Here is a 23,447-nt window from a genome sequence, read left to right on the forward strand (position 1 = left end):
GTTAAAAATTAGCGTTGATACCGATCGAGAAAGTCTTAACTCCTAAGAAGCTAGCTCTTCCAGATCCAGTTTCTGGATCATAATCAGATAATCTCTTATCAGCCATAAAAGTGAAAGGATTATTTGAAGAAGCGAATACTCTTAGATTAGACATTTTCACTTTTTCGATAAGTTGCTTGTCAAAAGTATATCCTAATGTAATTGCTCTAATACGGAAATAGTTACCGCTGAACAACCAGAAATCAGAAGTAATGTAGTTTTGTTGAGCATCACCTGTTAATGTAATACGAGGGAAAGGAGCATTGGCACTGTTGTTTTCTTCTGTCCAACCTTCTAGCCATTCTTTTTTGATATTACCACCATTGAAGAATGGATGCGCTGCTTCTTGTTCGAAATAGGTTTTAACGCCTCCAACACCGTAAGTCAATACGTTTAGGTCAAATCCTTTATATGAAGCATTCACTGCAAAACCATAGTTAAACCAAGGCACATCATTTCCAAGAATCGTTCTATCTTGAGGGTCTAATACTCCATCGCCATTTACATCGACATATTTAATATCCCCAACTTTAGAATTTCCGGCGATACTTTTCTGACTAGGGTGATTATCGATTTCTTCTTGAGAAGTAAACAAACCATCTGATTTATATCCATAATAATCTCCTACAGAACCACCTACTCTGTTAATGTAATATCCACTCACGATTTCATTTCTTCCAGTTCCCAGGTTAATGATTTCATTATTGATTTTAGAGATATTTCCAGAGATTGAATATTTGAATTCATCGCCAACATTTCCATTGTAAGTTGCCATGATTTCAATACCCTTGTTCTTAGTTTCACCTTGATTAAAGTACGCAGCAGTTTCCCAGCCAGATGTTGCCAAGAAAGTTGGTTGCAATAAGATTCCCTTCGTATTCTTGATATAGTATTCAGCAGTTAAATTCACTTTACCATTGAAAAGGGTTGCATCCAAACCTACGTTTGACTGATAAACTTTTTCCCAAAGAGCCGCTCTATTTACAGCAGCGGTCTGCAAAGCACCGTCCACAGGTACACCTTCAAAGCTATAAAGTGAACTGATTCGGATTAAGTTGAAGTAATTTCCGATAGCAACCGCATCCTGATTACCCAAAGCACCCCAAGATCCTCTAAGTTTTAAGGCATCAATCCAATTTACATTTTGCATGAAATCTTCTTTATCTATACTCCAACCAGCAGATATTGAAGGGAAAATCGCTCTACGAACTTCAGGGGCAAAACGAGAGGAATAATCCATACGCATATTCGCTTCGAATAGATATTTCTCCTTATAATTATAGTTAAAGCGTCCGAAGAATGAACGGATAGCCCATTCATCTTGGATTGTTCTATTTGCCAATCCTGTTCCATCGCTGCTTACATCAGTTTGAGCAGATGAACCGTTGATGATAGTTTCCAAATCGTTATTCACGAAGTTTTTACGTCCTAAGAAAGCTTCACGATAAGTATTGGATTCCTGTGTAACACCGGCAGTAATCTTTCCATAATGATCATCAAATCTACGTTCATAGTTTGCTGTTGCCTGCAACAACAACTCTTCGCGCTTACCCCAATATTCCTTCAATTCATTGATGGGAACAGCGGTAGAAGCCAACGGTTGGCCGGTTAAGAAATCATTCAACGGGTCCAATCTATTGATGAAATCCCAGCTGTTGGTATTTGTATATTTCAAAGAGACTAACCCATCTAGTGAGAATCCTTCAAAAGGAGTCAATGAAGCATTACCAGCCAATTGCAAATAGTTGTCTCTATTTCTTCCCTGACCAGCTTCATTAATATTTCTTAATTGATTGTTTTTTGCAATGGTAGCGTTTGTGGATCCATTAGAGATTGTCCCATAATCACCATTCGATTGTCTCATGACCGTTAGAGGCAATGCCCTTCCCATTTCTACCCAACTGATCTCGCCACCTGTACGATCATAATCTTGTTTTAAGAAGGAGATGTTTGTTCCAATTTTCAAGAGGTTTTCAATCACATCGCTTTGCGTATTCAATTTAATATTGATACGATCTTGTTTCATTCCCGGAACGATAGAGTTCTGATCGAAGTAATTAAGTCCTAAGTAATAATTGGCAAGTTTTCCCGGAGCATTTACATTTAAGCTAATGTCTCTTTGCGGGGCAGCTTGATCGATGATTTCATCGAACCAATTTGTATTGGGATACCTATCCAAATCCGAACCTGACCTATATTTTTCAATGATATCTTCGGTAAAAGTAGTTTGCTTTCCGGCATTTTTCATTGCACGGTTGTAAAGCTCGATATACTCCAGAGAGTTTGCGAAATTAGGGAGGAAAGTTGTGCTTTGCCAGCCTTGATTTGCTGAGAAACCGATAATTGCACGGTCACCTCCACCTCTTTTGGTCGTAACTAATATGACACCATTCGCTGCTCTAGAACCATAAAGTGATGCTGAGGCAGCATCTTTCAGGACAGACATACTGCTGATATCAGCAGGGCTGATTGCTGCAAATTCTGCACCTGAGGCTGGTATACCATCAATAATATACATTGGACTTGGAGATCCTAAGTTAGAACGACCACGCACAGTAATTGTGGCATTGTTTCCCTTTTTAGGAGCAACCGGTCTACTAATTACGGTAATTCCGGGTGAAACCCCTTGCAAAGCATTTTGTAAGGATGTAACAGGTCTCTCTGCTAATTGTTTCGGCGTAATAGATGCAACGGATCCTGTTAAATTCACTTTCTTTTGTGTACCGAAGGCAACGACTACCACTTCATCAATATCTTGATTGGAAGAGGAAAGACTAACATTTAAGGTGTTAGATTCTACAACCTTTTCTTGAGAAGCGTAACCGATAGCGGTGAAAACCAATGTTTCACCTAATGGTACTTGGATGGAAAAACGGCCATTTTCATCAGTAGAGGTAGCTACTTTTGAATTGCCTTTAACAGAAACAGTAGCTCCAGGAAGAGGTCCATTTTCATCAGACACAGTTCCAGTGACCGTTTCCTGGTTTTGAGCAAACAAAGAACTTACATTCGTTTTAGCGGTATTCGCAAAGCTGAAACTTGGCAGAGTAATTCCAAGCATAAGAGCTGCAGCTAATGGGTAAGTTTTGTTTACTAATAATTGCTTAGTAAACCTTTTTTTCATTATAAATTATCTATTGTTTAATGGATTAGATTCGTTTAAAATAATTATTAAATTAATGTTGCGCGAATGTTAATAAAACGAAATCGATTGCGTAGATTATGCAAACGATTGCTTTGTCATAGATAAAATATTAATTATTAGATAATTTAAATATCAGTTGACAATCAGTTTGAATGTTTAAACATCAACTAAAAAGGTGTAAAGCAAATGGTTATAAAATAATTGACCTGTTAAAGAATTTGTTTTTATTAAAATCAAGGGTTATAAACAAGAAAAAAGGCGGTCAAAAGAATTGACCGCCTTAAAACTCTGTTTTTATTTATCTAATTACCATTTACTTTTTTGGAACTCTTGTTACTAAAGGGACTATAACATCCACTTGGTAAGTACCTGGAGCAAACACTCTTACATTAAATCTTGCATTACAAGAGTAGGTATTGTAAGGAAGCTCTAGGCTAGGGTCGAACTCCACATAGGGAGCAGGAATACGATAATAGTAGTTAAACCCATTCCCTAAAGAATTTAATGGGAAAGGAACCACACCAAAATCAAATTCCATTCGATCATCAAACAGATGTGTATCTAAAGCATAATCTTGCATTGTTTGCAAAAATCCACCTTGGTTACCTGAGTTAGGTCTTCTCGCCAGTTCACCCGCTTTAGGATTAAACGGTTTACCGTTCTGATCCAAGAACCTTACAATAATTTTATTACCGGTTTCTGAGATTCTCTTGGTAACCTGGTGAGAGGCATTGCTAGGAATGGTTTTCGTTTTTGTTTCCTCACCAACTTTCATTGCCACCGTTGATCTTACCGCATCAACCACAAAGAATGGAGCATCAATAAGGTCAAACTCACCAACACCCTTATAAACTCTCGTTTCAACAGCGTTACCGATCTCTAAATCAAACTTATATTTACCAAGGGGTAAATTAACAGTTGTGTAATTAGCTTCAATCTGTCCAGAAGCAGGATTGATTGAAATAGGAGTAATATCAACCTCTTTACGTTTTGCTTCAATTAAAGCGATCGTTGTATCTACCTTAGGATCATACAGTGCTGTCCAAACCTTATGTTTATATGTTTTAGTAAAAAGATCGGTAACATCTTTACCCGTTTCTCTATCATAAACATTTAACAATTTAATTTTTAAAGGTTTTGTAGAACCTTCAGGATTAATCGCAGTAGAGACAAAATCTCTACCTTGAGGAATTTCAATAGGCAGCTCCTCATAACGAATAATGTTACTTAAGTTTCCGTCAGGGATTTTTTTACATCCGGCAAAACCTAATGCAAGAATAAATCCCAAACTATATAAAAGAGTCTTTTTCATAATTATCTGAAGTAAAATAATGTGTGGTTATTATTTAGAACTTGCACAGCTCCAGTTGTTGTACGAACATTAGAGGTTTGAACCAAAGTTCTAATCCCAACAGGATATTGAATTTGAGTTACATCAAAGTTTGGATCTAATTTTTGATATAGATACGTAAAATATACCACCTTAGGTCGCAAGGAAGAGTTTGAGTTATTACCCATATCCGTGTTCTCTGTTTCTTCATAGGAAACTACAACCTCGTTATTTTTTAAGTTTTTAAAGATGGTACCGTTCTTATTCAAATCATCATTTACTATGTTTTTATTTACAAAGTAAATATTCAATGAATCTGCAAACCTTGCCATATCATACTTCAAGATAGAATCCAATGTCCATTTTTTAAAAGGATCTACTCTTTGAATTTTTAGTGTTCTTGCTAGGATATAATTATTGATAGCATAGTCCGTTGGAGCAAAGAAAGTTTGATTGGACTGGTTCAGTTTTTCTTTAAGTCCTGCTTTATCGATAAGCAAAATCAAAGTATCAAATGTGCCATACTTATTACTTTTCAAGAAGTCATAGGTAGACATTTTCACATTTGGGTCGTGGAGTTCACCACCAATTCTATAGTCATCATTTTTACAGGAGAAGATAGAAGTGGTTAAAATTAAACCCAAGATTCCGATAAATATTTTTTGAAATTTCATAATCTTAATTGTTTTTCCACCAAGGGTTTTGAGTTAATAATTCATCCTGAGGCAATAAAGCACGCATATCCAAAGGCCAATAATAACCTTGTTTTTCAATTCTAGATTCGGTATAATAATCTGAGAATTCCAATTTGTTCAGGAAACCCATTCGAATCACATCAAATTGAGTAGAACCCTCCCCAATTAATTCTCTTCTTCTTTCTTTAAAGATTTCAGTAAATAAATTATCACCAGAAGCATTTAATTTTTCCAACCCAGCTCTTTCACGAATACGGTTTAAATCATCCAACGCCAATTGTGTTTTACCATTTTTATAGTATGCTTCGGCTCTTAACAGGTACATATCAGCCAGTCTGAAAATCACCAAATTATTGTTGATTGTATAATTTGTTGTTGGTAGTTGGTAATAATTAACGTTATCATATTTTCTTAAGAAAAATAGATTAGAACCATCTCCCTTTCTGAAGACCGAATCAAAACGAGCTTCATCTTCATTAAAGTATTCCTCTAAAACCTGTTGGTCTAACCTCCAAGCACTATTTACACCTTTACCTTTAACAACAGGATCCGCCAAGAAGATGTTATAAAAATTAGCATCATTTTCGCCATCTTTTGTATCAAATTGCATATAGATTTCAAAGATGGATTCTTTAGAGTTGCCTAGCCAGATTTTACGATAATCAGCAGTGGATTCTAAACTATATCCTGCATTAATTACCTCATTTGCATATTTTTCAGCATTCACATAATCGTGAGACCAAGCATATACATGTGCTAAAAGAGCCTGGGCAGCGCCTTTATTTGCAATAGTCTTTTTAGTTGTGATTAAATGATCAATTGCAAATTCTAAATCTTCAATACAGAAGTCAATGGTTTCTTTTTGTGGAGATCTAGCAATTGGCGGAATATTCTGCGGGTCGTTATAACTCTGTTTCACTAAAAGGATATCACCCCAAACTCGCTGCATATAGAAATTTACAAATGCACGTGTAAAGCGAGCTTCCGCAATTAATGAGTTTTTTTGTGCCTCTCCATCTTCAAAATTCTCAGCTGGAATTAATGGAGTATTTTCAATGATTCTATTTGCTTGGTTGATGATTTCATAGAACCTGGTCCAGTTCCAAAGAGCTCCTTCTAAATAGGCCGCGTAATTGAAATAAAAGTTTCCAGCCTTACTAAAATCTGTCATATTCCAATGGTCAGGACCAACCGCGAAATTTCCAGCGGCAACATCACCAAAGATAAAATAGGAACGTTCATTTCTTAGGGCATTCCTAAGCAAAAGATAGCCTCCAGTTGTAGCCTTGGAAATATTGTTGGCATCTTTCCAAAAAACTTCATCATAGGTGCTGTTTTCTGGTTCAAGATTGATATATTTTTGACATGAACTTAAGCTGGCCAATACCAATAGGTAGCAACAAGCTCTTTTTATATAATTTAATTTCATTGTGCTCTGTATTAAAAATTAATTTCTACACCCAATGTATATTTCTTAGGTAATGGATAAGCTCCACCATTGTATTCACCCTGAGGGGTAACTAGCTCTGCGTCTGGCACAGTAGAAGCCTGAACAGTGAAGATGTTATCAAGCATTCCATAGAACCTTACGTTTTTAAGGCCTAGTCTGAAGCTATTGATAAACTCCTGAGGTAGATTATATCCAACCGTAATTGTTTTAATTTTAAAGAAGTTACCGTTCTCATTAAACATTGTACTGAAAGGCAAGAACTGATAGTAATACGATTGATAAGGATTAATGGAAGGAAAACCAGCTTGGTAATTTGGATCCTGCGCTTTTTCTGGAGTCCAGTAATCAACACCTTCCAAGTCTGGTAGTCTTGTATTAGCAAATTTATAGGCATTACCCATAATTCCATTGTATTGGCCACTTTTCAAGTTATTGATAATATCTCTTCCGAAAACAAAAGTGCTTAACACACCTAAAGTGAAGTTCTTATAACTGAACTCATTGTAGAAACCACCAGTCAAAAATGGATTAGGATCTCCAGTTGGCACCAAGTCACCATCTGCAGCACCTCTGTCAGAATTATCCCATACATCCCCATCTGCATTTACATCCAGCCATTGTGGAAAACCAGGTTTAACAACTGTATTGCCTTTGAAATAGGTTAATACCTTTCCAGTAATTGGATCTACTGGGATTGCATCCTGATGGTTATATACTCCTTGGTTAATTATCTGTCCCCAACGGTAGATTGGGCTTCCAACCTTATAAAGCATTTGTTGATTATAGTTATATGAACTAGAATAGAATGCTTTATTACCGAATGGTAATGATCCGATTCTATTTTTATTGAATGTTAAATTCAGGTTCGAATTCCATTGGAAAGGATTTGACTTACCCATGTTTCTTGTAGCAAGGGTAATATCCACACCTTCATTGTAAATGGTCATTGGAACGTTATATGAGAGTCTTGTATAACCTGTATAGAATTGGAATGGGAATGACATAATCGGATCTCTGGTAATTTTTCTATATCCATCCACTGTCAAAGTAATTCTATCGTTGAACATTCTTAAATCAAAACCAATATTGGTTTGTTCAGATTTATTCCATGTTAAGTTTGGCAAGGTTAATGGCTTTGTATAAGATGGGGTTGCCCCTCCTTCACCATCATAAGTAATAGTAGGTAGGTCCCAAACATTGAAAGGTGCGTAGAAATCTTGTGGGAGAGTACCTGAAAGACCCCAGCTACCTCTGAATTTCAAGAAATTTAACCAAGAAACTTCTTTAAGGAAATTTTCATCGGAAGCAACCCATGCAAGGGAAAGTGCCGGGAAATTACCCCATTTGGTGTTTTTACCAAAGCGTGATGATGCATCTGCTCTAAATGATGCATTAAAGATATATTTCTCTTTATAGTCATATGAGAATTGACCTAAATAAGATACCAGCCCAGACTTTCTGATATTGCTGTTTCCATAGAGATTTTTTTGATTCACACCTTGAACTACGTGAATATCATCCGTAGGTAGGTTTTCACCATATAAATAAGTTGATCTATAATCATCGTATTGGAATGATTGCATTGCAGTTACCGTAATACCATGCGCATCATTGAACTTTTTATTATAGTTCAAAACGTTTGCGATATTATAGATATAGGCATTGTTTTTATTGGATTGCGCAAAGTTCCATCCTCTGGTAATTTCTCTTGGCTGAAACTGATCTCTGGTATCAAAATTGGCCTGTACTGAAGCTTCTAGGGAATATTGCAGTCCAGGTAGGATATCCACATAGGTTTTAGAGAACATATTCAAGATATCGGTTTGGTTATCGTCCATAATCTTGTCATACTGTCCCATATAGAATTCATAATCCAAATCGGAAAGGGCTACAAATGATGAGGGCATGCTACCCGCATCGATAGGCACCACGTTGTTAATTCCTTTGCCCAGGCCTCTTTTTCTATCCATTCTTGAGGCAGAAAAAGTGAAGTCAGATTTCAGGAATTTAGCAAGGTTGAAACTAAAGTTTCCACGTAGTGAATACCTTTTGAATCCGGTTTGGCGAACGATACCATCTTCATTGTAATAGCCCAATGAAAGTCTGTAATTTACAATATCGGTACCACCGGCAATACTTCCGTCCATATTGTCAATATTACCAGCTTGATAGAATAAATCCTGCCAATCGGTAGCATTGTTATAGCTATTGTTCAAACTGTCTGTTAGTGCCTGAGGAAGAGTTGCCCACTGATTGTGGTTTGCATATTGTTGTAGGATATCCAATTTAGTTCTTCTTTCAGTTGCACCAAGGAGCGTGTTTTGAAGTTCGGGACGTTGAGTCAATCCTTTGTAGTAGGAAACGCGAATTTGCGGTTTACCAGATTTACCTGTTTTTGTAGTGATTGTTACTACACCATTAGCACCACGGGAACCCCATACTGCGGTCGCAGAAGCATCTTTTTGCACGACGATGCTTTCGATGTCATTGATGTTGATTCCGGCAATGTAGTTCGTACCCGTAGCAGATGAAGAAGCTAAATCTGTCACTGACATAGGCATACCGTCAATAATATACAATGGCGTACTCATGGTATTTGCCAAGTCAATTTCCGCATTTAAGTCGGGAGAAATGGTGGAGTTACCACGAATGGTAAACGTATTTCTAGCACCGGGTTCACCCGTAAAGTTTTGGATGTTTACCCCAGATACACGACCCTGCAATAAACTCTCAAAACTTGGCGCAGCCATATTCTCGATTTCCTTTCCAGAAATCACCTGCACGGCACTAGTAGTTTTTTTCTGAGATTGTTTTTGATAACCAACCACGATTACCTCATCAACGACGGCACCGTCTTCTTGCATGCTGATGGTAACTGGGTTTAAGTTTTGGATTGGAGTTTCGGTTCTCTTATAACCGATACCTGTTGTGACAATCGCTGAGGGTAAACTTCTAAGATTTAGAGTAAAACTTCCTTGCGAATCTGTCTGAGTTCTATTGTCAGTACCTTTCTCTGTAATTGTCATACTTTGAAGAGGAGTACCATCATCTTTCGTCACTTTTCCTGTGATTGTATTTGTTTGTGCAAACACACTTGAAGTGAAGAATACGAACCCAATAATAGTCAGTAGATGTCTCATCATAATAAAGGGAAATTTGGTTTTATATTGAAGCAAATATATTGAGAAGGAATCCTCAAACAAAAAGGTTGCATATGCATCCACTTAGCCTAAATTTAACATTTCTTAACTAAATGCACAATTCAACCGATTGCGCAATTTTCAGGCAAACGTTTGCACAATTTTTTAATAAAGGATAAAATAATATACTCCAGATACATATTTGTTGATAAATAGAATGATTTTGGGAAAAAGGGATAAAAAGAAAAGCGAGCATAAAGCTCGCTTTCCAACCACTATAATATAACTAAAACAAATCAGCCATACACAAAAATTAAGGTCTTACAGGTCTTTGACTTGTATACCCAGTTCCCCCTTTGATCCACTTTGCAGATTCACCACAAAGCCATAAGTAATGATCGGTCGGAAGATCATTTTCAATACCGACAAACTTTAAACGGTCACCATTTAAAGGGGTATCTTTTTCTCTTGCACTTTTAAAAATTGCGGTACCTTCATCAATTTCGTCGAACATAGCAACGTATAAGGACATAGCGCCAGCGCTAATGGCATTGGACATCTGCTTCCAGATAAAATCGCCTTTTAGCCGTGGAATAGCATGGTAGATTTCAGGGTTATTTTGGAGATTTCCCCAGCTGAATCCAGGAAATACCAAAGGAACATAATCCACTTTATTCTGTGATGCCCACTGCATGTCCTCCCTAACTATATTGGGGTTAAAATCATTGATATTGTACCTTCCAACAGCCCAAGGCATAATAATATCCACCTTTTTGATTAAAGTATGTAATGCCGTATTATTCTCGGTATCTCTATCCAGGGTCCTCCAATAGTATGGAATACCTAGCATTATAGATACTTTTTTATCACCCGATTTCAATTTATCCACCAATTTATCAACATCTTGAGTCTTATATTTTCTGCCATCATCAAAACCCACTCCCCAAAGGGTCATCAGCGGCTTTCCATTATGCCATAAATATGTAGGATTTGCGGCCTTATCATACAGTTTATGCGTTTCAACAAGTTCCTTCCAATCCTGTTCCAATGCAGCAAAGTCCTCCGGTGAAGAACCACTAAGGTCATACATGATACTTATAGCCCGGCCATATTTTTTAGCTGCTTTTAAAGCGCTGGTTAGCACTTTGTTGAAATGAGCTTTTCCGGAAGGATTGCTTGGTTTAACCTCCCCTAAAAATCGCTGCATGTGGACTCCATCAATTCCATATTCCTTCATCCATTTAAAATGACGGTCAATGGTTTCTTCATCATAGGAACTGAAAAGGTAGGCATCTGAACCATCGGCAAATTTAAATGGAGACTTGTATTTCTTGCTGTATTCGGTCATATCCGGCCAAAAGTCCACCTTGGTATAACCTGGTTCAAATCTATTGTTAGCCCCTTGATAATGGTACCAACCTCTATTTGCGCCATCTCCTTCGGCGTTGAACCATCCTTGGTAGCCCGCCATCACAAGACCCTCATATTTAGGATAGACTAAGCCAGAAGTATCATATCCATCGGGATTCTCAACAGGGTCGGGCTCATCAGTCTTGCCATTGTCTTGATTTCCAGTTGTTTTTGAACATGCTGTAAGTAAGCCCAGCATTAAGGATAGTACAATTAAATGAATTCGTTTCATGTCTAAAATCATAGTTAAAGTTTATAAATATGTTAGCTTACTTTTTTAATTATTACGGCACTTTGATTTCAACTACTTCAGAATAATTAAATTTTTCAAAAGTATCTCTGACTTTGGCTCCCATTCTGAAATAATAGGTATATCCGGATTTAAGTTGAAGATCCTTAATAATATACGTTTCATTTCCAATTCCAGTATTCATATTGCCAATTTCATCCCAATTCTTATTGATCAATACCCTAAACTCATCTTTATAGTAAGCATCAATTCTATTTCCGGCGCCACAATACGGCGTAAGGCTTAAGAAAGGTCTGACCTCAATAACTTGAGGATGCCTTGGGTAATGGGAGCTTCCAGTGTACAGGAAACATCCATTTTAGCGCCTTCTTTAAGCACAAACTTTGCGTTTTTAATTTTAAGGTAAGGAGTTACCTGAAAATCCTGTGTTCCAGATCCGTTCAATTTAAAGTCAGTTACAATATCTGCTGGCCAAAATGCACCTGCATAAGGCTGTAGGGAAAATGTCGCTGAGAACAGCTTATTATTGATGAATGATCCATCTTGTTTCACTGGTAAGTCTTGAGGAGCTGGATTTTCACCATAGCTGGTCTCAAGTAGGCGGATCGCAAATTCCCCAGGTCCAGTTAGAAATGGACTATTCGAGGTCTTGTCTATCACATTTCCAGATAGTGTAGCATCAGGAGCATCAAAATTGTCTATATCGGCACATGAGCTTAACCAGATAGTTGGTATCAAGGCAAATAATATAAATATCTTTTTCATTTTCAGTTTATTAGATTAATAAATTGGGTTTTGAGGATATAGATTTGGATTCTTATTCAATTCTCCGCCTGGAAGAGGTTCGTAATACCATTTCTTCTCAAAATTAAAAGTCTTGTTCCAAGGCTCTCTTTCACAAATGAATATATAAGAGTTAATACGTTCACCATTTGGTTTATACTTGATTTCATCAAGGACCAAATAAGGCATCAGGGAGTTTGGAACGAAGTTATTCAATTCCACATCCGCAGTTCTCCATCTTCTGATATCCCACCAATGATGGTTTTCAAAACATAGTTCTCTTTCTCTTTCCTCACGAATAAACTGTAGGTTTCCATCGATAGGATATCCATATTTTGTAATGTTTGCTGCAGTTGGATTATACACATAAGTCTTAGCACCGGCACGGTCGCGAACCTTAGCGATATAAGTGAAAGCTTCTGTTTTTAGAGATTCGTTAGATTTCAACAATCCTAACTCATAAGCGGCTTCCGCTTTGTTCAGAAGGATTTCTGCAAGACGGATAACCTTCCATGGTTGTGTGCTGTTATATAATTTTACCTCTTTCGTTGATATTTTATAATTGATGTATTTACGCACGAAGAAACCAGTTCTTGTATTGTTCGCATGACCATCTTTCCACATACCGTGTTCGCCAGTAATTCCAATTTTGGTACCTTTATAATCGTACTGAGTATTTTTAGGTCCTGCAAGAATACGGTTGGACTCTCTATTGATCGGAGCGGATGTTGACCCCATCTGAGCATCACTAGCTTTACCAGGATAGCTTAGGTACAATCCTCTCAACATATCGAAAGCTCTTTTTTCTGCTCCATCTCGGAGTTCCATACCAGAGAAGTAGACTGAACCGCGAAGGCGGGGTTCTGCATCTGCATATAACTCTTTGCGGTCTGTATAACGGATTGGAGTACCTGTTGCATCATTCAATGGAAGTTCACCAAATAGTTCAACAACATTGTAAACTGGGTATGCTCCAGATTCACTGTCACTAGAAAATGTTGGATTTGGCAATAAGGTAGCATCGTAACTATGTTTTAGACGAGTTCCATATGGTGCTGTGATATCATATTGCTTGATGAGGATATCCTCAGGGCTATTTTCGTCCAAGAAAAGGTCAACATAGTTCAGCTCTTTATCTTCTGGTTTTTTATTGTATAATGAATACGGACCGTTGATCACGACGGTTGCTGCATCATAGGCCTTTTGAAAGAACCATTCTGCTTCCTGTCTAGGAATTCCTGCATAGCCTTTTGTCGCAGCATCCCCCTGCAAATTGGAATAAAACCCATATTTCGCAATACTTCCAGCATATAACATTGCACGAGAAAGCAATGCTGCTGCCACGTATTTGTTTGCACGTCCTTTTTCCGATGTAGGAGACATATTATCTACAGCAAACTGCAAGTCTTCCTGAATAAATTTATAGACATCCGATTCCTTATCCCTTGAAACCAATAAAGTTTCCTTTTCAGCTTGTGGATCCTGAACCTCTTTGATGATTGGAATACCACCATATCGCTTCACCAGGGAGAAGTAAAAAAATGCTCTCAAGAAATGAGCCTCACCCAGGATATTGTTATATCCATCTTCTGTAAAGTTTTCCTTGTAATTAGGCAGACCGCCAATAAATCCATTGATATTTCTGATGCGGTCATATGGCCAATACCCAAATCCCTGTGCTCCGGCAACACCCCAAAACTGCCCTGTCATTTCTCCGGACATTGAAGCCATGTTTTCAAAGTTAACCCAGTAATTATCCCATCTGAATCCTCTTTCCGGATGATAGACGAAATCTTCGATAGGAAGATGGCTATAGATACCTGCAACAAATTTTCTTGCGCCATCTTCATTTCCATATAAGGCCTTCTCGTCCAATACGCCTAATGGTTCTAAATCCATTTTTCGACAGGATCCTACTAAAACTAGGAGAAGGACAGCCAATATTTTTGATAAATTAGTTTTCATAATGTTCATTAAACTTAGAATTTAATTGATGCACCAATATTATAGGTTTTATTCAATGGATACTTGTAGGTATCGACCATGTGGGACGATGAACCGCCTTCAGATCCTGGATGCTCAGGGTCAGAATATTTCATCCCGGTCCAAGTCATTAGATTATAACCACTCACATACAGCCTAAAGCTTTTCACTTTAATAGACTCTAACCATTGACTTGGGAAAGTATAACCCAATTCAAGTGTCTTTAACCTTAAATACGAAGCATTTTCAATTGCTCTAGTGCCCTCTGCCATAGGTGAACCTGTTGAAGGATAATATCCTGAGATCCACTGTGTATTCGGGTTGAATAAATCCGCATTTGGATCAACCGGTCTCCATCTGTCCAAGAATTGGGTTAATGCACCACCCTGGAATTGCAATGGCGCAGCCAATACCTCTATATATCGGGTATATACTTTGTTTGCTCCTTGGAAATTCATAGATAGGTCAACGCCTTTCCACGATGCACCGATATTGAATCCATAATTGATCAATGGCATATTAAAGGTTGCAATTGGATGATCGTCATTTCCATTAATAAATCCGTCACCATTCCAGTCCTTGTAGTAATAATCCCCAGGAAGAGTTCCACTACCTATTTGGGTAGGGTGATTGTAGATTTGGTCATATGAAGTAAATTGTCCATCATATTCCTTGCCCCACCAGATGTCTTTATATCGATCAGCATAGCGGTTTCTCCAATGATCGTAGGAGTTTCCTGCCGGCGACTCTATTCGATTTTGAAATTGACTTTTTGTCGTTGAAACTTGGCCAGAAATAAAGTAATTAAGGTCATTGATGTGATTGCGATGTGTTACAGAGATTTCGTAACCAAATGTTCTATCACTTTCTAAATTTTCTTGAGGAAGGTTGGCTCCAACAGTTCCCGGAATCAGATCCAGTCTTGTTGCCAATAACCCGTCTCTATATCGGTTAAAATAATCGAATGTCATTCCAAATTTTCCATTCCATAGATCCACATCCAAACCGATATCTGCAGTTTTCGACGTGTACCAGGTTAAATTCGGATTTGGAATTGCTGTCGGTAATGCGCCGCTCACTAAGTCTTCGCCAAAGATCCAACCTAAATTATTAGGATCTAATGCGAATCCAACAAAAGTTGAAGGATAGTTACCTGCCGAACGGTCATCCCCTAAGACACCATAAGAACCTCTAATTTTTAAGTTATCAATGAAGGTCAGGTTGTCTTTAATGAAATTCTCTTCACTAATTCTCCAACCAACTGATGCTCCCGGGAAGAAACCCCAACGTTCGTTTTTAGGAAATTTTGAGGAACCATCATAACGGAAACTGAATTCTGCTAGATATTTCCCTTTGAAATCGTAATTGAATTTACCCACGAAACCACGAGCAGTACGCTCACCGATCCCTTCCATATCAGCCAATTGATTCTTTGCTTCCCCAGCAAACAGGTATTCCGAATTAACCTTTATTTCTCTCTGTGCATAAAAGCTATCCCATTTGTTATATTCTTCAACAAATAATAGCAAACCCGAGACATTATGACCTATTCCAAAAGATTTATTATAGTTCAAAGAGAACTGCATTAAATTGTGAGAATCTGGATAAGATGACCTGCGAACAGATGATGGCGCATTCTTCTCATGGGCATTATATTTTTCAGGAGTTACGACTTCTCCATTGGGTCCTAAAACCGGTGGGGTGTAACTATATAAAGAATACGATTTCTTAAAATCTGTGTTGTCTGTATATTTAAAATCATAGTTATACGTTCCTTTAGCGGTCAATCCTTCGATATAAGGAATCTTGTATTCTAAGGAAAGAATTCCATTGAACTGTTTTCTTAAAAACTTACGATATCCGGTTTGATTAGCATCTGTTACGGAAACAGGATGCTCATTGTCAATCATATCAAAGTTTGGATATAGCGGGTTATTATTCAAGTAAATTGGAATATCGGGTCTTTGACGCCAGGCTTGCTTATAGACTGCCCAAATATCTGTCCTTGGCTGATTGGTCTCATCAGCATATCCACCCAAATCCAATGAAGCCTTCAGACGGTCTGTTATCTTAACATCAACATTTGACCTCAAGTTATAACGATTATAATTTAAGCTCTTACTTTTATATGAACCCATTTGATCCATATAACCTAAGTTGAAGAAGTAATTTACTTTTTCAGAGCCACCATTAACGGTTAGGTTATGCTGTTGCTGAGGGCTTGTCTTATCAAATGCAGCATCTAAATAATTCGAAGACTGTTTCGTACCGTCTTCATATTCTTTGATACTAGCTTCGTCCCAAGTTGCAGGCAGTCTATTTGGATAGTTATTGTTAAAATTTCTCCAAAGTTCTTCGTTTCTCAACTTTCTATAATCTGCGGCACCCACTGTATTAGGCACGTATAGAAATTGTTGAAATCCTTGATTAAAAGCATATCCAATTTCAAAGCCTTGATCTCCACTTGCTCCTCTTCGGGTGGTCACTAATAATACCCCATTTGCAGAACGAACTCCATAAACCGCAGCGGAAGCATCTTTCAATACCGAAATGCTTTCGATTTCATTCGCGTCCATTCTGGAAAGGAAATCTTTATCCCTTGGAATTCCATCCACAACGATTAAAGGTTCGCCCATTCCGCGGATATCAATATTGGACTCAAATGCTCCAGGCTGCCCAGTTTGTTGGGTAATGCGTACTCCAGGAAGTTTCCCTGTTAGCATGTTTACCACGTTCTCATTTTTGGTAATGGTGATTTCCTTGTTCGTTACTGAAGAAACCGCACCAGTTAAAGTTGCCTTCTTTTGCGTTCCATAACCTACCACTACAACATCTTCCAATGTTGTGTTGTCAGTAGGCAATTCTACCTGAATATTGCCGTTGTTTTCTACAACGACCTCCTGACCTTGGTATCCTACATAAGAAATCACCAATCGATCACCCGGAGATACAGAAATAGAAAATAGTCCTTTTGAATCTGATGTTGTGCTGATTCCAGTTTTGGTGTTTTTGATAGTCGCTCCAGCAAGCGGCTTGGCATCTGTGGATTTTACAGTACCACTTACATTTCGTTGTTGACCAAATGCTGTTCCTAAGGAAAGTGTCAGTATTGGCAGGATTGCCAAACGCCAGGACAGTCTCTTAGCTTGCCTGCCCCAAAAAGAGGTGCAGGAATTGATAATTTTAAATCCCATAATTTAGTTTGTATAAAATTGGTTGTTAATCTTGATGCTGCCATCAAGCAATAAAATAGGTGCTGATAACGCTCCTGGTCTTACAAACCAAAAGCTCCTTTTCAGGATTATGTATCAGGCATGAAAAAGGTTTCTTGCTTTCGTATCATAGCTTATAAATTGATTACGAAACAAGATTAAATTGGAGGGCATAACAAAGTATTAATAAAACATTAATACAGATAAATATTATTTTAAATATCTGATTATCAGTATTATAATTTTTAATATTTTTTTTAATTAAACAATATCCCTATAGGTTTTAGTGTAAGATTCACCATATAATTGTTTATATACTTGGGAAAAATTCTCAAAACATTGATGTGCCAGGCTATGGTAACCTAGAAAAACTAAAGCTTTACATTTATAAACCATCGCTTCTTCATTGACCGAATCAAAATGAAAAATACGATTAGCAATTTCAACAATCGTCTCAGAGTCCACTTCCAATTTCAGTTGATGCAATATTCCAGATAAGAGACCGATGGCATGTATCGATATTTCATCTTTAATTCCATCTAACCATTCATAATCCGTATCAAACATAAATCCACCTTTTTCAAGGAGAAGCAATAACTTGTTTATCTCGTCAGAGCTGATATCGTTGGCTTTATTGAGGAGATCCATAAATTCAGACAGATCTACCTTGATACTTTCAACATTTTCTAATCCCCAATAACCACTCTTCTTCGATATTTTAACATCTCCAAGCTGCTCTAAAAGGCTATTGATTTTTGCAATGTTTACTGATCTATTGTTAGTAGCGCTAGCATTAGACTTATCGGACCAGAATAATTCTACTAATTTTTCTGAGCTAACCCCTCTACCCCGATATAAAGTTAATACCACAAACATGGTCAACAACTCCTTTAGCAATGGAGAGAATTGTTTCGTGATTTCATTACCTTCTCTATCAATTATTTGCATATCCCCACGAAACAAGAGTAAGTTGGGTCCGGTTATCTTTTTTGGAGTTTGAGCTACTTGTTTATTTTGGGTAATATTTGGTTGTATAGATTCGCTGTTTATTAATTCTTGACCCTGTACAACAGACTTGCTTTTGTTTTTTTTCTTAGATAACAGAACAAATAAAATTGCTGAGAAGCTTAACACTATCCCAGACAAAATAATCCAAGGTAAATAAGATTTTGAGCTATCCTTTTCTCCCTCATTTAGTTCATAAGGTAGAGCTGGAGCCAACAAGCTATAAACTCTAACACGGCTTTGGCTCAGTGCACTATCGTAAAACAGCGTGACAGCGACAAAACGGTTGGATTCTTTAGAATAGAAAAAATCCGAGAAGGATTTGATATCATGAAAATCAAATGGGATGGTGCTACCTAATTCCTGTAAATTTTGTCCATCAGCAGAGATGGAAACGAGCTGAAGGAAAGACTTAAATTTATTGCGAGGAAACATCAATCCGTAGATAACATTTGCTTGATCATCTACCACCAATGAGTTTGCCCAAACCGCTTCTGGGAATGGAAACTTGATTTCATACAAAGTTTTAAAAGACTTTGAATGGATGTCCATTTTTACAAAATCATTGGAAATTTTAGGGTTTAACATTTGATCACCGGTTGAACTCCCATATCCACCTAAGAGATAAACCCCTTTTTCACCCACTCCCAATGCTCCTAAATAATGCGGGAATAAATGATCCCCAGTAAAAGTTAAACTATCCCAAGATTGAGTGGGAAGATGATATTTGTGAACCGAGTTTTTGTATAAGAAATGTCCATAGCCGGAAACCATATAAATACTAGAGTCCTTTGGAGAATAAAACTTATTAAAATCCAAATAATGTGTACCATGGGAAGGATGGAAGAAGTTTTTCGACCAATTTCTTGTTAGCGTATCAAAACTAGAGACTACCTTTTGATCAATGGATATATTTAATAGGTTGCCCGATAAAGGATCAAGCATTGATTGACTTCCATTAGCCATGTAGAGAGGACCATTTGCATAAGGCCACGAAGTACTTACGGTTGCTCCTAAATACGTACGGACCAGTGAATCTTCAGAGATAATATAGACACATTCTCGTTTTTGATCAAAAGTGACGCTAGCCTGACCGGAAACATAATATTCATTTTCCAAGCTCCATTCCTGTCGTTGCCTCTTTATCCAAGATGGGTTCTTGGATTTAGCTTTTAATGAACCTTTGCTATCAGAAGCTGTTAAACCGGAGGTTTCATCAAGTTTCCAGTGGTGACAGACCTTGTCATTGCCTTTAATAATGACATCCTTAATCCGCATAGGAGGCAGATCAGAGCTTTGGAAAGTGCTAAAATCGTTAAAACCAAAAAACAGCTTGTAAGCTGATTTTCCCTTAAGATCCATTTTATGGGTAAATGTTGATTGAGAGGTTGACAGTGTCAGAACGCCTTTTTCAATATCCAGGTGAAGCTTGATAGGATTCCATTTATAAAATAATTTTGACTTAGGGATATCAAAATTTATGTCCGTAAATTTATCTCCAACTACTAATTTAAAATGCCGACCATTATCTTGCCTTCTATCATAGATTAGATCAATATTTAGTTTTTCATCAAGAATTAGTCTAAAAATATATCCGAAGTAATCCTGTTGGTAAGGCTTAAATTGTAGGTCAAAAGAAAATTCAGTTTGATTTTCAAGCTTGATAGATTTGTCCTCAGCAATTGATAAACTTGTTCTCTTATCCAATTCATTTTCATGACTTGAAAACTCCAATCCGTATTGTGCATAGCTGATCTTGAAAGAAAAAACTATTAGAATAGCATAAATCGCAGTAAAATAATTTACAAGGTTACTTCTCACTTTATTAGTATTGGCTCGCTGTTATATAATTTCTCTGTAGCAGATTGTAATTTACTTTATATTCGCTGAATAGCAAAAGAGTTTTTAAGCAAAACAAAAAATTACGTTATTTTCACGCAAATTTTACTGTATAAAATTTGCCTGAATTTCTCCTTCGGAACTATTATTTTTGTAAAACTTCCTTCCAAAAAGAATACAATTATCAATTCAAATTGTATTAAATAATAATTTTATTTTACTGTATATCAATTAATTACATTATTTTTAAATAAAGTCTATAGAATTAGTAGATTATTTAAAATAATACTCATTACATTTGTCTTAACAAACAGGCTAAACTAATCAAATGAAAAGACTAAGAACAACAATTAGATTTAATCAGTCGAAGCGACAAACAAACAACATAAACACACATGAAGTTTGCTTCTGTCGAATGTGTACCGAAACTATCTTCCCCAAATAGGATATTGCGGGAATTCAGTTGAGTTCCCGCCTATCCATTCTTAAATCGAGTTCAATCAGGGCTCATTTTTTTATCACTAATCTTACTTAAATGAACACAAAGAAAGCTTTTAGATTTCTATACCTCTCTATTGCCTTTATTTTCCTTGGTCTAATTGCTAAAGCGCAAGATCAACCGAAAGCCATTATAAACGCAACATTAACTGGAAAAGTCTTGGATTCATTAACCAACGAACCTATACCCGGGGTAACACTTCAATTGGAAGGCGTTACGCACCAAGTCAAAACAGACCGAAATGGTGAATTTAATTTTGTCACTGGCCAGAAGCTGCCATTTAACCTCATCATTAGCCGAATTGGTTATCAAAAAAAGAGAATTGTCATTGATGAATCACCCACCGTTATTAGCTTACAACCTTCTTCTGAATCCATTGATCAAATCGTAGTCACCTCAAGAAGAAGAAAGGAGCAGCTGCAGGATGTCCCGATTCCAATCACCACCATCAATGCCGCAACGATAGATGATGCCGGGGCGTTCAATGTAAATCGCATTAAGGAATTAGCACCTACCGTTCAGCTCTATTCATCCAACGCTAGAAATACGACGTTAAATATTCGTGGCTTGGGTTCAACATATGGCTTAACCAACGATGGAATTGATCCTGGGGTAGGTTTTTATTTGGATGGCGTTTATTTGGCAAGGCCAGCAGCGACTTGGTTAGACTTCATAGATATAGAGCAAGTTGAAGTATTGAGAGGTCCTCAAGGAACATTATTCGGTATGAATAGCACGTCAGGAGCATTTAATGTAACATCAAGAACAGCAGAATTTACACCTTCAGCAAATTTCGAATTAAGCTACGGTAATTATGGATTTTTACAAGGAAAGGCCTCCATCACCGGTCCAATTAGCAAAAAGCTAGCGGCGCGAATTTCATTCTCAGGAACACAAAGAAACGGCACACTATTCAATACAAATACCAATCGAGCAATCAATAACATGAACAACTTAGGTTTAAGAGCTCAATTGCTCTATAAACCTAATGAAAACATTCACATTAAGGTTGCTGCAGATAAGAGCATACAAAAACCAGATGGATATGGTTGGGGAGTTGCTGGCATTGTTCAAACCCAAAGGGCAGACTACAGACAATTCAACAATATTATTAAGGACCTAGGCTATGAACTTCCCTATCAGGATGCGTTCGACAGAAAAGTTGATTTAAATACCCAATCAAAAGCCGACAATGAATTAGGAGGGGTATCTGTAAATGCTGATTTTAAAATTGGGAATGGGACATTGACCTCAACGACGGCTTGGCGTTATTGGAAATGGGTGCCACTTAACGATAGAGATTATTTAGGATTACCGGTATTTACAATTTCAGCCGGCAATTCAAAACATGATCAGTATTCTCAAGAATTTAGATATTCTGGAAAATTAAATGACAATGTTGATTTGGTTGTTGGGTTATTCGGAATTTATCAGGACCTAAGAACAGATCCTGTTCACACAGAAGAGGCTGGTTCGTCCCTATGGAGGTTTGCTCAAAATTCAACAAGCGAATTATGGAAGACTCCCGGATTATTCGACAGCTTTGGCATTAGAACAAAGTATGGGATAAAAACCAGCAGCATAGCGGCATATTCGCAAATTGATTGGGCGATTACCGAAAAACTACATCTACTTCCTGGAATCCGATACAATTATGATAAAAAAGAAGCAAACTATGATAGGCAAACATACGGGGGATTACAAACGGAAGATCCTGCATTAGTAGCTCTAAAGAACTCCGTTTATACAAATCAATCTTTTAATACGGATGCTTCTGCTGGTAATTTCTCCGGACAGATATCAGCACAATATAGATTTAAAAGAAATTTAAACGCATTTGCTACTTATGCATTAAGCTACAAACCCGTCGGTATTAATGTTGGTGGTCTTCCAACGTCAAAAGGCGAGGTCCTATTAGACCTAGCAAGAGTAAAACCCGAATCTGTTAACCATAAGGAGGTAGGATTAAAATCCAGCCCTAGTAAGAATTCTATCTTGAATATTACGGTTTACCAAACTGACATTAAAGATTATCAAACTTTGGTACAGACACCCGAGCCTGGTGTAAACAGAGGCTATCTGGCAAATGCAGAAAAAGTCAGTGTCAAAGGAATTGAGCTTGACGGTTCATTGCGCGTAGGAAATTATCTTAGGCTTAATGCTGCCGCTGCCTATACTGATGGAAAATATGTAAAATTCACGAATGCGCCAGTTCCATTGGAAGAAGTCGGTGGTGCTGAGGCATTCAAAGACATATCTGGCGGTAGGCTACCTGGTATTTCAAAATGGTCGTCATCCATTGGAGCTGAATTATCGCAGAAAGGAAAACTTATCGGTTTGGAAGGAGCATTTTTCTTGGGTACCGATTTATTTTATCGATCTGAATTTTCATCCAGTCCATCCCCTTCAAAATATCTTAATATAGATGGCTATGCATTATTGAATGCAAGATTAGGTTTTAAAGCCGATAATGGAATTACCGTTTCGGTATGGAGCAGAAATCTAACAAATAAAAACTACTATGAACAATTACTTGCCGCTCCTGGTAGCTATGGGCAATATGCTGGAATAATTGCAGATCCTAGAACTTATGGTCTTACAATTAGATATAATTTGAATAGTTTCTAATAATAAATAGGTTATCGTTTGAGCCTAGCCAAACCCCAC

The 23,447-nt window shown here is 37.4% G+C and carries 12 protein-coding genes; 1 reads left to right on the forward strand and 11 read right to left on the reverse strand.

What is annotated here, in order from left to right:
- Window position 1 precedes the first annotated feature (1 nt).
- From E0Y80_RS11990 to E0Y80_RS12040, 11 genes are all read right to left on the reverse strand, one after another.
- Window positions 2-3,163: a SusC/RagA family TonB-linked outer membrane protein gene (locus E0Y80_RS11990; protein ID WP_156307911.1), complete on the reverse strand. Its 3,162-nt coding sequence runs from the start codon at window positions 3,161-3,163 to the stop codon at window positions 2-4.
- A gap of 334 nt (window positions 3,164-3,497) precedes the next feature.
- The gene (locus tag E0Y80_RS11995; protein ID WP_156307912.1) at window positions 3,498-4,496 is read right to left on the reverse strand and encodes a DUF5007 domain-containing protein; all 999 of its coding nucleotides are present in this window, start codon (window positions 4,494-4,496) and stop codon (window positions 3,498-3,500) included.
- A 2-nt stretch (window positions 4,497-4,498) separates the two neighbouring features.
- A complete protein-coding gene (locus tag E0Y80_RS12000) occupies window positions 4,499-5,188 on the reverse strand; it encodes a fasciclin domain-containing protein (RefSeq protein WP_156307913.1) in 690 nt (229 codons plus the stop codon).
- A 4-nt stretch (window positions 5,189-5,192) separates the two neighbouring features.
- The gene (locus E0Y80_RS12005) at window positions 5,193-6,638 is read right to left on the reverse strand and encodes a RagB/SusD family nutrient uptake outer membrane protein (RefSeq protein WP_156307914.1); all 1,446 of its coding nucleotides are present in this window, start codon (window positions 6,636-6,638) and stop codon (window positions 5,193-5,195) included.
- A gap of 11 nt (window positions 6,639-6,649) precedes the next feature.
- Window positions 6,650-9,802 (reverse strand): SusC/RagA family TonB-linked outer membrane protein, encoded by a 3,153-nt coding sequence (locus E0Y80_RS12010; protein ID WP_156307915.1) that lies wholly within the window; start codon window positions 9,800-9,802, stop codon window positions 6,650-6,652.
- Between the two features lie 310 nt (window positions 9,803-10,112).
- On the reverse strand, window positions 10,113-11,441 hold the full coding sequence (locus E0Y80_RS12015; RefSeq protein WP_197091575.1) for a glycoside hydrolase family 99 protein: 1,329 nt from the start codon (window positions 11,439-11,441) through the stop codon (window positions 10,113-10,115).
- 52 nt (window positions 11,442-11,493) lie between these two features.
- Window positions 11,494-11,805, reverse strand: a complete 312-nt coding sequence (locus E0Y80_RS12020) for a DUF3823 domain-containing protein (protein ID WP_156307916.1) — start codon at window positions 11,803-11,805, stop codon at window positions 11,494-11,496.
- Window positions 11,742-12,224, reverse strand: a complete 483-nt coding sequence (locus E0Y80_RS12025; RefSeq protein WP_156307917.1) for a DUF3823 domain-containing protein — start codon at window positions 12,222-12,224, stop codon at window positions 11,742-11,744. The genes E0Y80_RS12020 and E0Y80_RS12025 overlap by 64 nt, the downstream gene beginning before the upstream one ends.
- 15 nt (window positions 12,225-12,239) lie before the next feature.
- Window positions 12,240-14,207, reverse strand: a complete 1,968-nt coding sequence (locus E0Y80_RS12030) for a RagB/SusD family nutrient uptake outer membrane protein (RefSeq protein ID WP_197091576.1) — start codon at window positions 14,205-14,207, stop codon at window positions 12,240-12,242.
- Between the two features lie 14 nt (window positions 14,208-14,221).
- Window positions 14,222-17,419, reverse strand: a complete 3,198-nt coding sequence (locus tag E0Y80_RS12035; protein ID WP_156307919.1) for a SusC/RagA family TonB-linked outer membrane protein — start codon at window positions 17,417-17,419, stop codon at window positions 14,222-14,224.
- A gap of 279 nt (window positions 17,420-17,698) precedes the next feature.
- Entirely contained in the window at window positions 17,699-20,263 is a 2,565-nt protein-coding gene (locus E0Y80_RS12040; protein ID WP_156307920.1) for a hypothetical protein, read from the reverse strand.
- Between the two features lie 553 nt (window positions 20,264-20,816).
- On the opposite strand from E0Y80_RS12040, the gene E0Y80_RS12045 reads away from it, so the two are divergent.
- Window positions 20,817-23,408: a TonB-dependent receptor gene (locus E0Y80_RS12045; protein WP_156307921.1), complete on the forward strand. Its 2,592-nt coding sequence runs from the start codon at window positions 20,817-20,819 to the stop codon at window positions 23,406-23,408.
- The last annotated feature ends 39 nt before the right edge of the window (window positions 23,409-23,447 follow it).

Origin of the sequence: Sphingobacterium endophyticum, from assembly GCF_009733535.1 — a bacterium.
Taxonomy (GTDB): domain Bacteria; phylum Bacteroidota; class Bacteroidia; order Sphingobacteriales; family Sphingobacteriaceae; genus Sphingobacterium; species Sphingobacterium endophyticum.